At 70.2% G+C, this 15,095-nt stretch carries 19 protein-coding genes; 16 read left to right on the top strand and 3 right to left on the bottom strand.

The genetic code is table 11. From position 1 onward, the window contains the following. Nucleotides 1-75 precede the first annotated feature (75 nt). From G127AT_RS12570 to G127AT_RS12495, 16 genes are all read left to right on the top strand, one after another. Nucleotides 76-402 carry a hypothetical protein gene (locus G127AT_RS12570; RefSeq protein ID WP_210897397.1) on the top strand — a complete coding sequence of 109 codons (327 nt, stop codon included), beginning with the start codon at nt 76-78 and terminating at the stop codon, nt 400-402. Beyond that, a complete protein-coding gene (locus tag G127AT_RS12565; protein WP_210897395.1) occupies nt 399-1,847 on the top strand; it encodes a terminase large subunit domain-containing protein in 1,449 nt (482 codons plus the stop codon). Before G127AT_RS12570 ends, G127AT_RS12565 begins: the two co-directional genes overlap by 4 nt. Before the next feature lie 55 nt (nt 1,848-1,902). Next, nucleotides 1,903-3,075, top strand: coding sequence for a phage portal protein (locus tag G127AT_RS12560; RefSeq protein ID WP_210897393.1), 1,173 nt, complete (start codon nt 1,903-1,905; stop codon nt 3,073-3,075). Then, a complete protein-coding gene (locus tag G127AT_RS12555) occupies nt 3,072-4,655 on the top strand; it encodes an HK97 family phage prohead protease (protein ID WP_210897391.1) in 1,584 nt (527 codons plus the stop codon). The genes G127AT_RS12560 and G127AT_RS12555 overlap by 4 nt, the downstream gene beginning before the upstream one ends. Before the next feature lie 3 nt (nt 4,656-4,658). Continuing rightward, entirely contained in the window at nt 4,659-4,988 is a 330-nt protein-coding gene (locus G127AT_RS12550; protein WP_210897389.1) for a hypothetical protein, read from the top strand. Continuing rightward, complete coding sequence (locus G127AT_RS12545) at nt 4,985-5,365, top strand: hypothetical protein (protein WP_210897387.1); 381 nt, start codon at nt 4,985-4,987, stop codon at nt 5,363-5,365. Before G127AT_RS12550 ends, G127AT_RS12545 begins: the two co-directional genes overlap by 4 nt. Before the next feature lies 1 nt (nt 5,366). Continuing rightward, entirely contained in the window at nt 5,367-5,807 is a 441-nt protein-coding gene (locus tag G127AT_RS12540; protein WP_210897385.1) for a hypothetical protein, read from the top strand. Beyond that, the gene (locus tag G127AT_RS12535) at nt 5,807-6,208 is read left to right on the top strand and encodes an HK97-gp10 family putative phage morphogenesis protein (protein WP_210897383.1); all 402 of its coding nucleotides are present in this window, start codon (nt 5,807-5,809) and stop codon (nt 6,206-6,208) included. The genes G127AT_RS12540 and G127AT_RS12535 overlap by 1 nt, the downstream gene beginning before the upstream one ends. Nucleotides 6,209-6,229: 21 nt before the next feature. Next, entirely contained in the window at nt 6,230-6,520 is a 291-nt protein-coding gene (locus tag G127AT_RS12530) for a hypothetical protein (RefSeq protein WP_210897381.1), read from the top strand. A gap of 123 nt (nt 6,521-6,643) precedes the next feature. Further along, entirely contained in the window at nt 6,644-8,737 is a 2,094-nt protein-coding gene (locus G127AT_RS12525; RefSeq protein WP_210897379.1) for a phage tail protein, read from the top strand. Then, nucleotides 8,734-9,705 carry a hypothetical protein gene (locus tag G127AT_RS12520; protein WP_210897377.1) on the top strand — a complete coding sequence of 324 codons (972 nt, stop codon included), beginning with the start codon at nt 8,734-8,736 and terminating at the stop codon, nt 9,703-9,705. The genes G127AT_RS12525 and G127AT_RS12520 overlap by 4 nt, the downstream gene beginning before the upstream one ends. Further along, a complete protein-coding gene (locus G127AT_RS12515) occupies nt 9,705-11,756 on the top strand; it encodes a fibronectin type III domain-containing protein (protein ID WP_210897375.1) in 2,052 nt (683 codons plus the stop codon). Before G127AT_RS12520 ends, G127AT_RS12515 begins: the two co-directional genes overlap by 1 nt. Before the next feature lie 4 nt (nt 11,757-11,760). Then, nucleotides 11,761-12,225 carry a hypothetical protein gene (locus G127AT_RS12510; protein ID WP_210897373.1) on the top strand — a complete coding sequence of 155 codons (465 nt, stop codon included), beginning with the start codon at nt 11,761-11,763 and terminating at the stop codon, nt 12,223-12,225. Between the two features lie 25 nt (nt 12,226-12,250). Continuing rightward, on the top strand, nt 12,251-13,042 hold the full coding sequence (locus tag G127AT_RS12505) for a hypothetical protein (protein WP_210897371.1): 792 nt from the start codon (nt 12,251-12,253) through the stop codon (nt 13,040-13,042). Further along, complete coding sequence (locus G127AT_RS12500; RefSeq protein WP_210897369.1) at nt 13,039-13,293, top strand: hypothetical protein; 255 nt, start codon at nt 13,039-13,041, stop codon at nt 13,291-13,293. Before G127AT_RS12505 ends, G127AT_RS12500 begins: the two co-directional genes overlap by 4 nt. A gap of 20 nt (nt 13,294-13,313) precedes the next feature. Then, entirely contained in the window at nt 13,314-13,520 is a 207-nt protein-coding gene (locus tag G127AT_RS12495) for a hypothetical protein (RefSeq protein WP_210897367.1), read from the top strand. A 19-nt stretch (nt 13,521-13,539) separates the two neighbouring features. On the opposite strand, the gene G127AT_RS12490 is transcribed toward G127AT_RS12495, so the two are convergent. The 3 genes from G127AT_RS12490 to G127AT_RS12480 all read right to left on the bottom strand — a co-directional run bounded on the left by G127AT_RS12490 (nt 13,540) and on the right by G127AT_RS12480 (nt 15,081). After that, nucleotides 13,540-14,442: a tyrosine-type recombinase/integrase gene (locus tag G127AT_RS12490; protein ID WP_210897365.1), complete on the bottom strand. Its 903-nt coding sequence runs from the start codon at nt 14,440-14,442 to the stop codon at nt 13,540-13,542. A gap of 70 nt (nt 14,443-14,512) precedes the next feature. Beyond that, nucleotides 14,513-14,914 (bottom strand): helix-turn-helix domain-containing protein, encoded by a 402-nt coding sequence (locus G127AT_RS12485; protein ID WP_210897363.1) that lies wholly within the window; start codon nt 14,912-14,914, stop codon nt 14,513-14,515. Further along, nucleotides 14,911-15,081: a hypothetical protein gene (locus G127AT_RS12480; RefSeq protein ID WP_210897361.1), complete on the bottom strand. Its 171-nt coding sequence runs from the start codon at nt 15,079-15,081 to the stop codon at nt 14,911-14,913. Before G127AT_RS12480 ends, G127AT_RS12485 begins: the two co-directional genes overlap by 4 nt. Between the last annotated feature and the right edge of the window lie 14 nt (nt 15,082-15,095).

Here is a 15,095-nt window from a genome sequence, read left to right as displayed (position 1 = left end):
AGGCGGAGATCACCCCGCCCCCAGTCTTGATTTTCACGCACGAGTCCCAAACATTTCAGACCAAAGGAACCCCAGATGAGCGGAGCAAACCAAGGCCCGATCAGCGCCACCGTGGAGGCCCAGATAGTCGCCGATCTCGACCGAAAAGCCGCCGATGACGACGACTCGTTCGTCGGCGCCGTTGCCGAGTTCATCGCCGCCAGCGAATGGCTCGGCCCGCAGCACAAGCCGGCCCTGGTGACCCTCCGCGCCCTCGCCCGCCAGCTTGATCAGCGCGTCACGGCCGCCATGGTCTCCCAGTTCGGCGTCGCCTTCCGCGATCTCCGCGCCCAAGCGCCGGCCGCCGCCGGCGACGACGACGGCGAGGTCGACAGCATCCTGGACGAGGCCCGCAACTCGTGAGCGTCCTCGCGCCGGCCCCGCCCGAGCGACCCGCGTGGATGCCGGCGCGATTCTCGCCGCCCCTCGTCGCCGGCTTCCCCTCGCATGGCGACTGGCTGCTGCGCCTGGTCGACCTCGTGTGGAGGCTCCCGGACGGCAGCCCGATCGACCTCGACCCATGGCAGCGCTGGCTGATCCGCGCCGCGCTCGAGGTCTACCCGGACGGCCACCCGCGAGCCGGCGAGCTGCGATACCGGCAAGTGCTCATCAGCGTCAGCCGCCAGAACGGCAAGAGCGTGCTCGGCGCGATCTTCGGCCTGTACGGGCTCGTGCGCGAGGCCGGCGCCCTCGTCATCGGTATCGCCTCGTCGGCCGAGCAGGCCCGCATCATCTACGCCCGGCTGCTGTCGGTCATCCGCGGGAATCGGCAGCTCGCCGCCCGATTCAAGCGCCTGACCGATACCCGCGGCATCCAGTCCGTCGACGGCGGCCGCTACGAGATCAAGCCGTCCAAGTCGGCCGCCGTGCAAGGCCTGGACCTCACGGTAGGCCTGGCCGACGAGCTGCACCTGACCAAGCGCGAGCTGTGGTCGGATATGGTCAACGGCACCGCGGCCCGCCGCAACGGCATCGTCATCGGCCTGACGACCGCCGGCGACGAGACGAGCGAGCTACTCATCGACCTCTACGGCATCGCCGACGACCCGCCCGAGCGGTTCGGGTTCTTCATCTGGGAGGCACCCGAAGCGCGCGTGCCGGCCGATGACGAGACCCTCGGCCGCTACCTCGTCGCCGCCTCACCGGGCCTGGCATGCGGCCGCCTCGATCTGGAGACGGCGATCAGCGACGTGCGCGGCATGGCCGAGGCTGACGTCATCCGCTACCGGCTGAACCGCTTCACGTCATCGACTAACGCGTTCATCACGGCCACGCTCTGGGCCTCCCGCCGGCGCCGCACCGGCGAGTTCCCGGCCGGCCGGGCGATCTTCGCGATCGACCGGACGCCCGACTGGGGGTTCGCCTCGATCGTCGCGACCGTCAAGGCCGGCGAGCTGACCGCGGCCGAGCTCGTCGCCTCGATCGCCAAGCCGACTCTCAGCCAGCTCGTCAACGTTTGCGTCGACCTCGCCCGGCATCAGCCGCTGACCTTCGCCATGGACGGGTACGCCCTGAAGGATCTCGGCGCCGAGCTGAAGAAGCGCGGCCTGCCGGTCTGGATCGCCACGCAAGGCGACGTCATGGGCGCCTCGGCGCTGCTCTACGCCAAGCTCGCCGCCGGCCAGCTCGAGCACGACGGCGCCGAGCTGCTGAACCTGCAGGCACCCCGCACCGTCCGCAAGAACGTCGGCGACGGGTTCCGCATCAGCCGTAAGGACTCGTCCATCGAGATCGACGGCATCATGGCCCTCGCCCTCGGCGTGTTGGCCGCCGAGACACGCACCGACGACACCCTGCAAGTGTTCTAAATTTTGGAATCCGCAGACTTGTCCCCGTTCGATCACGACGACGGGAGACAGGCTCATGGGGCGGTTCGCTGACTGGCTGTTCGGCCCGGCCGAGCCGGCCGTGCGCGCCGAGACCCCGCCGGCCTCCGACCCGTCCACGGCGATCACTGCCCCGCCGCGCTCGGCGGCCCGGCGGGCCGTGACGACAGGCGACGCGTTCTCGATCTCGATGGTCTACCGCGGCATCCAGATCCACGCCGTCGCCGCCAAGCAGCTCTCGCTCGGCGCCGAGCGCGGCGGCAAGGCCGTCAAGTCCACCCCGTCGCTGCTGCGCCGGCCCGACGTGAGCATGTCGCGCTCGGCGTTCATCGAGCAGTCCGTCGTGTCGCTGGCCTGCACCGGCAACGCGTACTGGCTGAAGACCCTTGACGAGGCCGGGCAGGTCCGAAACGTCGAGGTGCTGAATCCGCTGGACGCCGCCCCGCTCGCCGACGAGGCCGGCCGGCTCGCCGGCTACCAGTACCGCGGCCGCACCCTCGCCCCGCGCGAGATCCAGCACCTGAGTCTGCTGCGCGTGCCCGGCTCCCTGAAGGGCCTCGGCCCGATCCAGGCCGCCCAGATCGAGCTGCGCGGCGCCCTGGATCTCCGCGACTACGCCGCGAACTGGTTCGAGGACTCCGGCGTACCCAACGGTGTGCTGAAGTCGGACCAGCACCTCACGGCCGATGCCGCCAAGCAGGCCAAGGCCACCTGGCAGGAATCGCAGGGCGCGCGCAAGGGCGTCGCCGTCCTCGGCGCCGGCCTCTCGTACCAGCAGATCTTCCTCTCGCCGGCCGACGCCCAGTTCCTCGAGTCGCAGAAGTTCACCGTCACCCAAGTCGCACGTCTGCTCGGCGTGCCTGCCTCGCTCATGCTCGCCTCGGTCGAGGGCTCCACCCAGACCTACGCGAACGTCGAACAGGACTGGCTCGGCTACGTGCGGTTCTCGCTCATGTCCTACCTCGTGGAGATCGAGGACGCCCTGACCGAGCTGCTGCCGCGCGGCGTCGAGGCCCGCTTCAACGTCGAGGGCCTGCTGCGCAGCGACACCACGACCCGCTACGCGGCGCACCGCACCGCGATCGAGGCCGGCTTCATGACCGTCGCCGAGGTCCGCGAGATCGAAAACCTTGGCCCCATGCCCGCCGCCGCGCCAGCTCCCGAGCCGGCCGCGCCGGCCCCGTCCGCCGCCGAGGAGGCCACCGAATGACCGACTACGCCCGCCTGCTCGCCGAGCACGCCACGCGCGAGCTCGCGATCCGCTCGACCGACACCGACCGCCGCGAGATCACCGGCATCGCCGTCCCCTGGGGCCAGCGCGCCGATATCGGCGGCTGGTTCACCGAGGAGTTCGAGCGCGGCTCGATCCAGGACTCGGACGGCGCCCTGTACTTCTACGGGCACCGCGAGCCGATCGGGCGCATCATCGCCTACCGCGACACGGATGAGGGATGGGAGATCACCGCCGTCGTGTCCAACACGCGCGCCGGCGACGACGCCCTGACCCTCGCCCGTGACGGCGTGCTCACCCGACACTCGGTCGGGTTCCGCTTCGACCAATACCAGGTCGATGAGTCCGGCGATATCCCGCACATCACCCACACGCGCGCCAAGGTCCACGAGGTCAGCCTCGTGCCGTTCCCCGCCTACGACGGCGCCGTTGTCACCGACGTCCGACACGCCCACCAGCCCACCACGAAGGAGACCCCGATGGACCCCGAAGAGACCGTGCGCGAACTCGCCACCGAGCTCGAGCACACCCGCAACGCTGTCGACGAACTCGAGCGGCGCTTCACGATGGACTCGGCGCCGGCCGCGCCGGCGCCCGACACCCGCTCGGCCGGCGAGGTGCTCCGCGCGATCGTCGCCGGCGACGAGACGACCATCGCCGCCTACAACCAGCTCATGGAACGCGCCTACACCGGCGGCACCACGGCCGACGCGCCCATTCAGGACGCGTGGATCGGCGACCTGACCAGGCTGTTCGACGCCTCCAGCGGTGTGCTGGCCGCAGCGTTCTCGACCGGTTCGCTGCCGGCCCAGGGCATGACGATGGAGTGGGGCGAGCTGGCCAGCAACACCGTCACGGTCGACAAGCAGGCCGCCGAGGGCGATGACCTCGCATACGGCAAGGTGACGCTCACGACCCGCACGTCGCCCGTGTCGACCTACGGCGGGTACACGCAGTTGTCCCGCCAGGCGATCGAGCGCTCGACGCTGCCTCTGCTGAACCGGTCCCTTGAGGCCCTGGCGATCGCCGCCGGCGCCCGCAAGAAAGCCGTGCTGCGCGCCGCGTTCAACACCCTCGTCGCCTCGCGCGTGGCCCTCGCCGACGACGCCGGCGTGGTCGGCCTCGGCGCGACGCTGGCCGCCGCCGAGGCCGGTCACTGGGAAGACGCACTGGTCGACGCCGCCCTCAAGTACGACACCGAGAACGCCGCCCCCGAATCGCTCATCGTCTCGCCCCACGTGTTCAAGGCCCTGCGGGCGCTCACCGTCGACGGCGAGCGGGTCTTCACCGTCGCCGAGAAGAACGCTTCGGGCACCCTGAACCTGCCCGGCCTCACCGGCAACCTCGCCGGCCTGCCCGTCCGCCTCGACCCCGGACAGTCGACCCCCTCGGCCGTGTTCGTCAACGCCCGCGCCATCCGCCAGTACGACAGCGCCCTCGTCTCCCTGCAGGACGAGAACATCATCAACCTGTCCAAGGACTTCAGCGTCTACCGCTACGGGGCGATCGCCCCCGAGGTGCCCCAGCTCGTCGTTCCCGTGAAGATCCAGGCGGCCTAAGCCATGGCCTCCGCCGAGCTCGTCGCCCGCCTGACTGTCTACGTCAAGGCCGGCGCTACACACGTCGATGCCGCCGACGAGGCGTTCATCAGCGAGTGCCTGAGCGAGGCGGAGGCCCTGGTAGCCGCCCTCGTCGGCACGACCGAGGTTCCGGCCGCAGTCCTCGACCGGGCGCGCATCGAGGTCGGATCCGAGCTGTACAACCGGCGAGCCGCACCCAACGGCATCAGCCAGTTCGCTGCCGCCGACGGGTCGGCCATCCGAGTCGCCCGCGACCCGATGGTTGCCGCCTACCCGATCCTCGCGCCCTTCCTGCCGGTGGGGTTCGCATGAGCCAGCTCGGCGACCTCCGTCAGGAATTGGTTGACGCGCTCGACGGTCTCGACCTCAACCTCTACACCCACGTCCCCGGCCGCATGGCCCTGCCGGGCGCGTTCATCATGGCCGGCTCGCCCTACATCGAATCGGGGGAAACGCTCGGCGAGCGAACCGTCCGATTCGAGGTTGTCGTCTGCACCCAGGCCGGCGACAACAACTCCGAAACGTCAGCTCTGGACGAGCTGATCGAGTCCGCCCAAGCCGCGCTGGAGGCCGAGGACTGGCTGGTCGAACAGGTCAGCCAGCCCTACGCCATGTCCTTCAACAACGCCCAGGGCCTCGTCACCGCCATCACCGTCACGACACCCGTGACCTTCACCCAAGGAGCATGAAATGGGTTCACGTCGAATCAGGGGCAACAAGAAGCCCGTCCTCACCCTCGGCACGCCCGGCACCGACCAGTCCGCCGACATCATCTCGTGGAGCATCGAGAACGAGGAGGCCGACTCGGACGTCGTGACGTTCGAGGATGCCGCCGCCGGCGGAGCCCGCCAGTTCTTCCTGCGCGGCTCTGCGATCCAGTCCACCGACACGACGGCATTCTGGCGGTACGTGTGGGAGAACACCGGCGAGACCGAGGTTCCCTACACGATCGCCCCGCACGGCAACGAGACCCCCTCGTCCGCCGAACCGCACTTCGTGGGCACCCTCACGATCGGCCCCAAGCCGAAGATGGGCGGCGAGGCCTCCACCAGCTCCACGAGCGCGTTCCAGTTCGATTTCGAGTTCGAGATCGACGGCGAGCCGACCCTCGACGACGGCGCGGCCGGCTGATGGCCCAGGTCGGCAGCGACTTCCACCGGGGCGCCGCCGTCCAGGTGGAAGGCCTCGCCGACGTCAGCCGGCGCCTGCGGGCCGCCGGCTCCGACCTGAGCGACATGAGCGAGCTCATGCACCAGCTGGGCACCATCGTGATCGCCGCCGCCGTCGTCCCGCGCGACTCCGGGTCGCTGGCCGGTACGCTCCGCGCCGGCCGAGGCAAGACGAAGGCCGTCGTCCGGGCCGGCTACAAGTCCCGCGGCGCCCACGCCGGCGTCGTCCACTACGGCGACCCGCACCGCGGCACCCGCCCCCAACCCTTCCTCACCGACGCCCTCAGACGCTCCCAGGGCCGCGTCGTCGCCGAGCTGGCCGCCGGCCTGACCGTCATCATCCGCAAGCACGGGCTGAAGTAGCCCGCAACCGAAAGGCACACCATGGCATTCGACTTCGACTCCCTGACCCTCGGCGAGGTCGCCGTGATTGAAGACCTCTCCGGGCAGTCCATCGCGACCATCGCCGATACCGTCTCGCCCAAGGGCAAGGCGCTGGCGGCCGTCGCCATGGTCGCCCGCCGCCGCGCCGGCGAGCCGGCCTTCACGTTCAACCAGGCCATGGCCTTGACCCTCGACCAGGCCAACGACCTCATCGGCCTGAACGACGAGGAGCCGGCCGAGGACTCCGACGAGGGAAAAGGCGAGCGCTCCGAGCCGAGCGCGACCGTCTGAAAGCCCAGTTCGTGCTGCTCGGCATCGCACCAAGCGAGTACGAGCAGCTGACCATCGGCGAACGCGCAGCGATCGCCCACGAAGCCAACCGGCAGCGCCGGCGACGATAGCGGAAGGAGCATCATGGCCGGCAATCAGGTCGTCGTCTCGATCCTCGGCAACGCCAAGAGCCTCCAGTCCGCTCTCGGCTCCAGCCAGACCGGGCTGGCAAAGTTCGGCAAGGTCGCCGCTGCCGCCTCCGCGGCCGCAGCGGCCGGCCTCGCCGCGCTCGGCACGAAGGCCGTGAAGTCGGCCTCCGAGCTCGAGCAGAACATGGGCGGCATGCAGTCCGTGTTCAAGGGCGCGTCCGGGCAGATGGAGAAGTGGGCGGCCAAGGCCGCCTCGAGCGTGGGCCTGGCCAAGTCCGAGTACGCCGGCCTTGCGACCGTGCTCGGCTCGCAGCTGAAGAACATGGGCGTCGCCCAAGATCAGCTCGCCGGCCAGACGAACAAGCTCGTCGGCCTCGGCGCCGACCTCGCCGCCCAATTCGGCGGGTCGACCTCGGATGCCGTGGGCGCGCTGTCGTCGCTGCTGCGCGGCGAGCGTGACCCGATCGAACGCTACGGCGTCTCGATCAACGAGGCCGCCATCCAGGCGAAGATGGCCGAGATGGGCCTGTCCGGCCTGTCCGGCGAGGCCGAGAAGAACGCCAAACTCCAGGCCACCCTCGCGCTGCTGACCCAGCAGACCGCCGACGCCCAGGGCGCGTTCAGCCGCGAGTCCACGACGCTCGCCGGCGCGCAGCAGCGCGTGGCCGCCGGCGCCGAAAACCTCTTCGCCACCCTCGGCACGTCGCTGCTGCCGGCCGTGACCGGGGTGACGGCCGGCATCGGCGCGCTGCTGAACCGCATGCAGGAATCGACCGCGTTCGCCGCGTTCACCGCCCGCCTGACGGCCGTATCCAACGGCATCGCCGACTTCCTGTTCGGTCTGATCAACGGGACCACGAAGATCGACGTTGGCGGCATGTTCCAGTCCATCCTCGACGGGGCCGTCAGCGGCGTTCAGAAAGCCGCAACGTGGCTGTCGGGGGGCGGAGCCTCAACCATCGTCAATAGCTTCGTGTCGAGCCGCACGGCGCTGCTGGATGCCGGCCTCCAGGTCTTCCCCGCGATCCTCGACGCCCTCATGGCGGCAGTGCCCGCAATCGTGACCGGCCTGCTGAGCCTGGTGACGCAGCTGGCGATGACGTTGACCGCCCAGGCGCCCACTCTCCTCGCCGGCGCCGTGGCACTGTTCCAGAGCCTGCTGAGCGCCGTTCTGACGGTCCTGCCCGGACTGCTCACCCTCCTCGGCGGCCTGCTGCCGGTCATCGTCGAGTCACTGCTGGCAATGATCCCCGGCCTGCTGGAAACCGCCGTGGCGCTGTTCACCGCGATCGTTGAGGCGATCCCGGTCATCCTGCCGCCGCTGCTGGCCGCGATCGTCGACATGCTGCCCAGCCTGCTGAAAACCCTGCTCGGGCTGATCCCGGCGATCCTGGACGCAGCGATCAGCCTGTTCACCTCGCTCGTGAAGGCGCTGCCGGTCATCCTGCCGCTGCTGATCGGGGCGATCCTCGACCTGCTGCCGCGGATCCTCTCGACCGTCATCGGCATGATCCCGAAGCTGATCGACGCCGCGATCAGCCTGTTCACCGGCATCGTCTCGGCGATCCCCCAGGTGCTGCCGCTGATCATCCGAGCCCTGATCGACCTCGCCCCGAAAATGGTCGGCACCCTGATCGGCCTGGTCCCCCAGCTCGTCCAGGCCGGCGTCAACCTCGTCGCCGGCCTCGTCAAGGGTCTCTGGGATGCGGCCGCCTCGGTCGGCTCGGCGCTGCTGGAGATCGTCAAGGGCGCCGTCGGCGACTTCCTCGGCTTCCTCGGCATCCACTCCCCGTCAACCCTGTTCGCCAGCTACGGCAAGAACCTCGTGCAGGGCCTTGTGCAGGGCCTGGATCGCAACGGCGGCCTGGTCGACCGCAGCCTCGACGGCCTCGCCGGCCGCTTCGACGGGTTCAGCCCGACGCTGGCCGCCCCCGAACTGGCCGGCAGCGCTGGCGGGTCCCTGGCCGGCGCCGGCGCCGGCGGAGCCGTCTACAACGTGTACGTCAACGCCCTGAACCCGACCGCCGAGACCGGCCGCGTCATCGTGCAGTCCATCCGCGACTACGAGCACGCAGGGGGCCGACTGTGATCATCGAGCGCCCCCTGCTCGGCCGCGTCGATATCCAGGCGCTCGAGGCCGACGAATGGGTCACCTACCTGCCGAACGCGACCGGCGTGACGATCCGCCGAGGCGGCGCCCGCGACGGCCTGGGCGTCCGCACCGACGTCGGCCTGCTGACGTTCACACTCCGTGACGCCCAAGACCCCCTCGCCGGCGGCACGTTCGTGCCCGGCCAGCAGGTGCGTGCCCTCACCGGCTACGTGCCGGCATACGACGTCGCCCACCCCGCCGGCCTCGTCTATGACGCCGGCGGGTTCGACGCCCTGCCTGAGGGCACCGTCGATCTGGACGGCTGGACCCCCGTCGCGCCGGCGACGATCGAGATCTACCCGTGGGGTGTCACCAGCGGCCAGAAGAGCCTGACGGTTCGCGGGGCCGGCGGCATCGCGCACCGTCCGCTGTCCGGCCTCGTGCCGGGGGTCCAATACACGCTCGCGGCGTCGGTCATCAACGTCAACGAGGGGTGGACGCAGGCCATGCTCGGCGTGGCCGAGCTGGCGAATCCGACCGTGCTCGCCACCGTGCCCTACGAAGAGCCGGCATGGATGGCCTACACGTTCATCGCGTCCGCTGAGACGCACACCCTCCAGCTGGCCAGCACCGGGTCAGTATGGGTGACATGGGATGACGTCACCGTGACAGCATCCGCCTGGACCGAGCACGTGCCCGAGCAGGCCGAGCTGCTGTTCACCGGCCGTATCGCCGATATCGGTGCCGCCTACCCGATGGACAAGGCCAGCGGCCGCGTCCACTCGCTGGCGACAGTCACGGCCGCCGATGCTGTCGGCCGGCACACGACGACGCCCCGCAGCGGCGCCCTCGTCGACGGCGGCTTCGAGACGTTCGAGGCCCGCATCGCGCGCCTTGCCGCCTCGGCGCAGGAGCCTGTCGACGCGCCCGCCATCGGCGCCCCGCGGGAGGTGTACGCGTTCTAATGGCCACCTGGAACTACACTCTCGCCGGCGGCTACCAGCTGCGCCTGATCGTCAATCAGGGCACCCAGAACGTGGGCGGCAACTACACGCCGGCCCCGTCGAGCCTGCGCCTGGTCAAGGGGTCCGGGTCGGGTAAGTGGGCTGACGGCCCGCACTACTGGTCGGTTCGGGTCGGCACGTTCTACGCCGAGGGGTCCATCCCCAGTTACGACTTCCGCGGCAGTGTCACCGAGATCGTGCTGTGGTCTGGCACCCCGAACCTGACCCACAACGCCGCCGGCTACCTAACCGCGGCCGTCGCCGCCGGTTTCGACGACAACAACGTCTGGGGCGAGCTCGGTGACGGGAACATCGCCAGCTCGATCACGTTCTCGCGGATCCCGAAGACGCCCGGCGCCCCGACAGGCCTGTCCGCCGGCGCGACGACTGCCTCGAGCGTCACCCTGGCTTGGAAGGCCCCCGGCGACAACGGCGGCAAGTCGATCACCGAATACCAGGTGCAGTTCGCCACGAACTCGGCGTTCACCGCCGGCGTCGGCACGAAGACATTCAGCGGATCCGGCACGACCGGCAAGACCGTCCCCGGCCTCACTCCCGGCCCGGCGTACTACTTCCGGGTGCGGGCCCGCAACGAACGCGGCTACTCCGGGTACTCCGGTACGGTCTCGAAAACGCCGGCGCTGCCGGCGCCGACGCTCGCCGCGCTGACGCAGACGACCGGCGGCGCGCTCGTGGTGAACTGGTCGGCGCCGTCCCCGTCGACAGGCCTGACCGGCTACCGCGTCCAGATCGCCACGAACTCGGCGTTCAGTGCGAACCTGATCAACGTCGACATCTCGGGCACCGGCACGAGCTACGCCCGCACCGGCCTGATCGGCGGCCGCCACTACTACGTCAGGGTCGCCGCCCGCACCGCCGGCGGCATCAACACCTACTCGGGTGCGCGCTCGCACCTGCTGGTGCTGGAGTCCGGCAACCTCGCCGGCTGGAGCCGGGTCGGCACCAAGCCGGCCGCCGTCAGCTACTTCACAACCTCGGGCCTTCGCCGAGGCACCGCCGGCGGCAAACAGGCCCTGTGGCTCGAATCGCTCTCCACGGCCGGGGCGAGCCTGCCGGCCAACGCGCACGGCATCCAACGCACCGTCACCGGTCTGACGGTCGGCAAGGCGTACCGCCTCGAGGCATCCGGCCTCCGCTCCGGGGCGCCGGCCGGCGACGCCTACCGGCTCCGCGTCGTCGGCGAGGGCGACGGCCCCGCCGTCACCCTCGGCACCGCCTCGACCTCGCTCGGGTCCGTCGAGTTCGTCGCCGACGCCACGAGCGCTGTGCTCCAGATCCTGCTCGCCGAGGCCGTCACCGTCGCCGGCGCGACCGACTCGGTGGAGCGCGCCGGCTTCCACGGCATCCGCCTGCTGGAGCTTGCCACCGACTACCCGCAGCGCCTCCGCGAGACGATCCTCGAGTCCGACCTCGCCACACACTTCGACCTCGCATGCAACTCGGTCGGCGCGACGTGGAGCGTCGGCCCGGACGGCACGACCCGGTTCCAGCTGCCGGGCACCGCCCTGCCGGTATCGGCGATTTTTTCCGACGAGATCGACGACAGCGCCCATTCCTACATCGACGTGACCGCCGGCTACGACACACGTGCCATGGTCAACCGCCTCGAGGTCACCAACTACGGCGTGGACGCCGCCCGCACCAACGAGCAGAACGACACCCTCGTCGTCTCGTCGCCGGCCTCGATCGCCGCCTACGGCACCCGCTCGCAGACACTCCGCACCAACCTCTACGCCGAAGCGCCCTACGACGAGTCGTTGACCGCCCGCCTGGCCGCGATCCTCGACGCCCGCGACGAGCCCGAACTGCTGATCTCGCAGCTGCGCCTGAACGCGCAGCAAGACCTCACCATGGCCGCCGGCCTCGACGTCGGCCAACGCATCCTCGCCCGCTTCAACGGGCACGAGCAAGACTCCCAGATCATCGCGATCACCCACGACATTCAGCCGGCCCGCTGGCTCGTCACCCTCGACCTGCAACCCCTGGAGTAACCCCGTGGCCTTCCAGCGACTCGAAACCGAGATCCAGCGGCTCATGAACCGTGTGGCCGAGCTCGAGCGCGCCGCCGCCGTCACCGACTGGGAGCCGCTGAACGCCTACCTCGCGTCCGGCGTCAGCTACGTCGCCGATGGCGACACGGCCAATGCGGGCCTGTTCGCCCGCCGCGTCGGCCCGAACGTCGAGCTGCGCCTCATGAACGTGCGTATCGACTCGGTGAGCGTGCCAGCGAACGGCAACATCGGCAACCGCACGCTACTGACCGGTCTGCCTGCCCGGTACCGCCCGGCCCACGTGGCGGCGATGACGCCGTCCTCGGCCGGCCGTCTGTGGTCCGGCACAGTCACGGCATCCGGCATCCTCGTCGCCGCCGCGATCCAGCCCGACGCGACCGCATCCGGTGCCGTGACCCTGACAAACGAAACCCTCTCTGGCTGGGCGTACTACCCGGCCGCGAGCTGATCACCCACACGAAAGGAACCCCACCATGTCCCGCAACGCACAGCAGGCTCTCGCCTGGGCCGAGGCGCACCCGACCCGCGACGGCGGCACCTGGTCGCAGTGGTGCCAGAGCCTCATCGTCCGCGCCCTCGACCTTGGCGCCGCCGGCGACGCACACCAGGCATGCACGGCGTCCAAGATCGTCTCGACCGACCCGGCTGCAGCGCCGGCCGGCGCCCTGCACTGGTGGCTGAACGGCGCCGGCACCTCCGGGCACGTCGCCCTCGAGGTCGGCGGCGGCGAGGTGCTCATGACCGACGCGCCTACCGGCGACCAGTGGCCCGGCCACAACACCGTCGGCGTCACGACCGTCGCCCGATACAACGCCAAGGGCAACGGGTACCGCTACGTCGGATGGTCGCGCGACATGGCCGGCCAGGCCCTGACGATCACCACGGCCGCGCCAGCCGCGCCGAAGCCGGCCACAGGCAGCATCGGCCCCGTCATCCGCTCCGGGAGCGACTGGGCGTACCGGCGCCCGGCCGGCGAACTCGCCAAGCGCGTCGCGCGCGCGCTGATCGCTCGCAAGCGGCTGCCGGCGGCCTACCCGAACGACGGCGACCCGCGTGAAGCATTCGACACCGCCGTGCAGAAGACGCTCTCACACTCGGGCAGCTTCATCGGCCGCCTCGACGGCAAGATCGAGCGCGGCGGCTGCTACGGCATCCAGGACTACGCGGCCCGGTTCGGTGACTACACCAAGCGCGGCGGCATCCAGGACGGCAAGCCCGAAGCGCTCTCGTGGGAGTGCTTCGCGCTCGGCCTCGAGCGCCCGTGACCATGGACGCCTCGATCGTCGTGGCGATCATCGCCGGCGTCGTCGCGCTCGGCTCGGCACTGCTGGCCGCCCACCAGGCCCGCAGCGCCCGCCGCGCCGGCCGCACCGAGCAGCTCGAGGCCAAGCTCGACCAGGCCACCGAAGACCGGCACCTGCTCTACCTGTGGAACCGGCAGCTCGTGGATCACATCTACCGAGGCCTCGGCCCGCCGCCACCGGCGCCGCCGCCCGGCCTGTTCACCAACGACTGACCCGGAAGGAGGAACCCCCCATGGCAACCATCAGCCCCAAGGTCAACGCCGCCGCCGGCGGCGCGGCCGTCGCGGCATCCGTGACGACAATCGCCGCGTGGATGCTGCGCCAGCTCGCCGGCGTCGAGCTGCCGGCCGACGTGCAGGGCGCGATCACCGTCGTGCTCGCCGCCGCCGGCGCCTGGATCGCCGGCTACGCCAAGAGCGACGGCAAGCACGAAGCATGATCGCCCGGGCCGGCCTTCGTCACTGGGGGGAAGGCCGGCCCCCGCTGCTTTGCCCGGGCCGTGTCGGCGGTCGGTCTCGACGCGGCACGTACACACGTGGAAGTGCTTCTTGGGCGGCCCGCATCGACTCCTCGCGCGGCCGGAAGTAGTACTTCATCGATCCCGCATCCGTGTGCCGCATGTTGGCCTGTACAACCGGCCCAGATGCGCCCGCCTCGAGCTGCTCTGTCGCGTACCAGGCCCGCAACCGGTGGGGCCGGCCACCTGTGATGCCCGCGCGCGCGAACAGGCGGGAGAGCGTCGCTGAGACGCTTGCGGCACGCACGTGTCCGCCATCGACGCCTGGGAAAAAGAAGCCCGTGCGCGGCCAGTGCTGCAGTTCCTCCCACACGATCGAGTGGACCGGCCGCCAGACCTCGCGATCACGGCCGCCCTTCGCTTCGCGCGTCAGGATCCGCCTCCACCGCCAGTCAATCGACTCGCCCGCGACGGCGGCGATCTCGACCGCTCGCAGGCCCTGGTATGCGTGCAGCAGTACGTAGAGTCGCGCCGAGCGCTTGTGAGCCACGAGCACGGCGGCCTGGAGCTCGTCCGTCGTGATCGGGTTCGCTTCGCTGTGCACTGCGCGCAGTCTCGGCAGTCGTCCTGCTGGATTGTCGGGCCGGTGGCCCTCGTCCTGGAGGAAACCGAAGATCGTGCGCATGCGTGACTGCAGGTTGTGACGGGTGCTCGATGCGAGCGGCCGGGCCAGATAGGTCAGCAGGTCGATGCGACTGATCTCCAGTAGGCTTTTCCCGATCTCGCGCGTCATGCGTCGCCACTGGGATGTGTAGTCGGCTATCGTGCGCTCGGCGTAGCCGGCTGCGCGGGCCTCAGCGACCCACGCACCTATGAGAACCTCATCGATGTCATGCGTATCCATACCGAACGTAGGACTCAGCCACCCCCCGGTTCGCCAGCCTATCGCGTCCCCAAATCGGGGGGTCAAGGTCCTACCCCCGTAGGCGTCGGATGGTGCTCTGTGGCACGACGAGCGATCCTCGCGGCCCGACCGGTACCACGCCGAAGTAGTCGCGGTGCCGCCGCAGCGCGTAGATCGTCGTGCCGAGGAGCACCGCGGCCAGGTCCAGCGGCAAGAGTGCCGGCAGCTCATCGAGCCGGCTCGACAGGGTGACGACACCTGACATGTCACCGTGACGCTCGACGCCGGCCGCAGGTGTCCGGCGTGAGCTCGCCGGGATCATCCATGCCCCGTCGACCTTGCGGGCGCCAGGTAGCTCACCGTCACGCAGCCACCTGCGCACCGTGCGCAGCGACACGGCCGTCGCGGCCGCGTAGGCCTCGGGCGTCATCGTCACGTCCGTGACGATCGCCGTGACGTCACCTGACGTCATGCCCTGTCACCCCGTCGCGCGGCCAGCTCGGCGTTCGTGAGCAGGCTGTCACGGATGATCGCCGCGTCCTCGCAGTACTCGCGCGCGAGGTCGATGCGACCCCGCATCAGGAAATCGCCCGCGATCGCCAAGTAGCGCTCGAACCGCGCCCAGTCGCCGCCGCTCACGAGCGGTTCCCGCC

The sequence above is a fragment of the Agromyces archimandritae genome (genome assembly GCF_018024495.1).
Lineage (GTDB): Bacteria > Actinomycetota > Actinomycetes > Actinomycetales > Microbacteriaceae > Agromyces > Agromyces archimandritae.
Note: the sequence above shows the minus strand (reverse complement) of the source record. Positions and strands in the feature narration are given on the sequence as shown.

What these genes read in the sequence shown, in the direction of transcription:
- G127AT_RS12530 (WP_210897381.1), top strand. Translation starts at nt 6,230, where the DNA reads ATGGCATTCGACTTCGACTCCCTGACCCTCGGCGAGGTCGCCGTGATT.
- G127AT_RS12515 (WP_210897375.1), top strand. Translation starts at nt 9,705, where the DNA reads ATGGCCACCTGGAACTACACTCTCGCCGGCGGCTACCAGCTGCGCCTG.
- G127AT_RS12540 (WP_210897385.1), top strand. Translation starts at nt 5,367, where the DNA reads ATGGGTTCACGTCGAATCAGGGGCAACAAGAAGCCCGTCCTCACCCTC.
- G127AT_RS12535 (WP_210897383.1), top strand. Translation starts at nt 5,807, where the DNA reads ATGGCCCAGGTCGGCAGCGACTTCCACCGGGGCGCCGCCGTCCAGGTG.
- G127AT_RS12550 (WP_210897389.1), top strand. Translation starts at nt 4,659, where the DNA reads ATGGCCTCCGCCGAGCTCGTCGCCCGCCTGACTGTCTACGTCAAGGCC.
- G127AT_RS12525 (WP_210897379.1), top strand. Translation starts at nt 6,644, where the DNA reads ATGGCCGGCAATCAGGTCGTCGTCTCGATCCTCGGCAACGCCAAGAGC.
- G127AT_RS12570 (WP_210897397.1), top strand. Translation starts at nt 76, where the DNA reads ATGAGCGGAGCAAACCAAGGCCCGATCAGCGCCACCGTGGAGGCCCAG.
- G127AT_RS12555 (WP_210897391.1), top strand. Translation starts at nt 3,072, where the DNA reads ATGACCGACTACGCCCGCCTGCTCGCCGAGCACGCCACGCGCGAGCTC.
- G127AT_RS12560 (WP_210897393.1), top strand. Translation starts at nt 1,903, where the DNA reads ATGGGGCGGTTCGCTGACTGGCTGTTCGGCCCGGCCGAGCCGGCCGTG.
- G127AT_RS12505 (WP_210897371.1), top strand. Translation starts at nt 12,251, where the DNA reads ATGTCCCGCAACGCACAGCAGGCTCTCGCCTGGGCCGAGGCGCACCCG.
- G127AT_RS12485 (WP_210897363.1), bottom strand. Translation starts at nt 14,914, where the DNA reads ATGACGTCAGGTGACGTCACGGCGATCGTCACGGACGTGACGATGACG.
- G127AT_RS12490 (WP_210897365.1), bottom strand. Translation starts at nt 14,442, where the DNA reads ATGGATACGCATGACATCGATGAGGTTCTCATAGGTGCGTGGGTCGCT.
- G127AT_RS12495 (WP_210897367.1), top strand. Translation starts at nt 13,314, where the DNA reads ATGGCAACCATCAGCCCCAAGGTCAACGCCGCCGCCGGCGGCGCGGCC.
- G127AT_RS12545 (WP_210897387.1), top strand. Translation starts at nt 4,985, where the DNA reads ATGAGCCAGCTCGGCGACCTCCGTCAGGAATTGGTTGACGCGCTCGAC.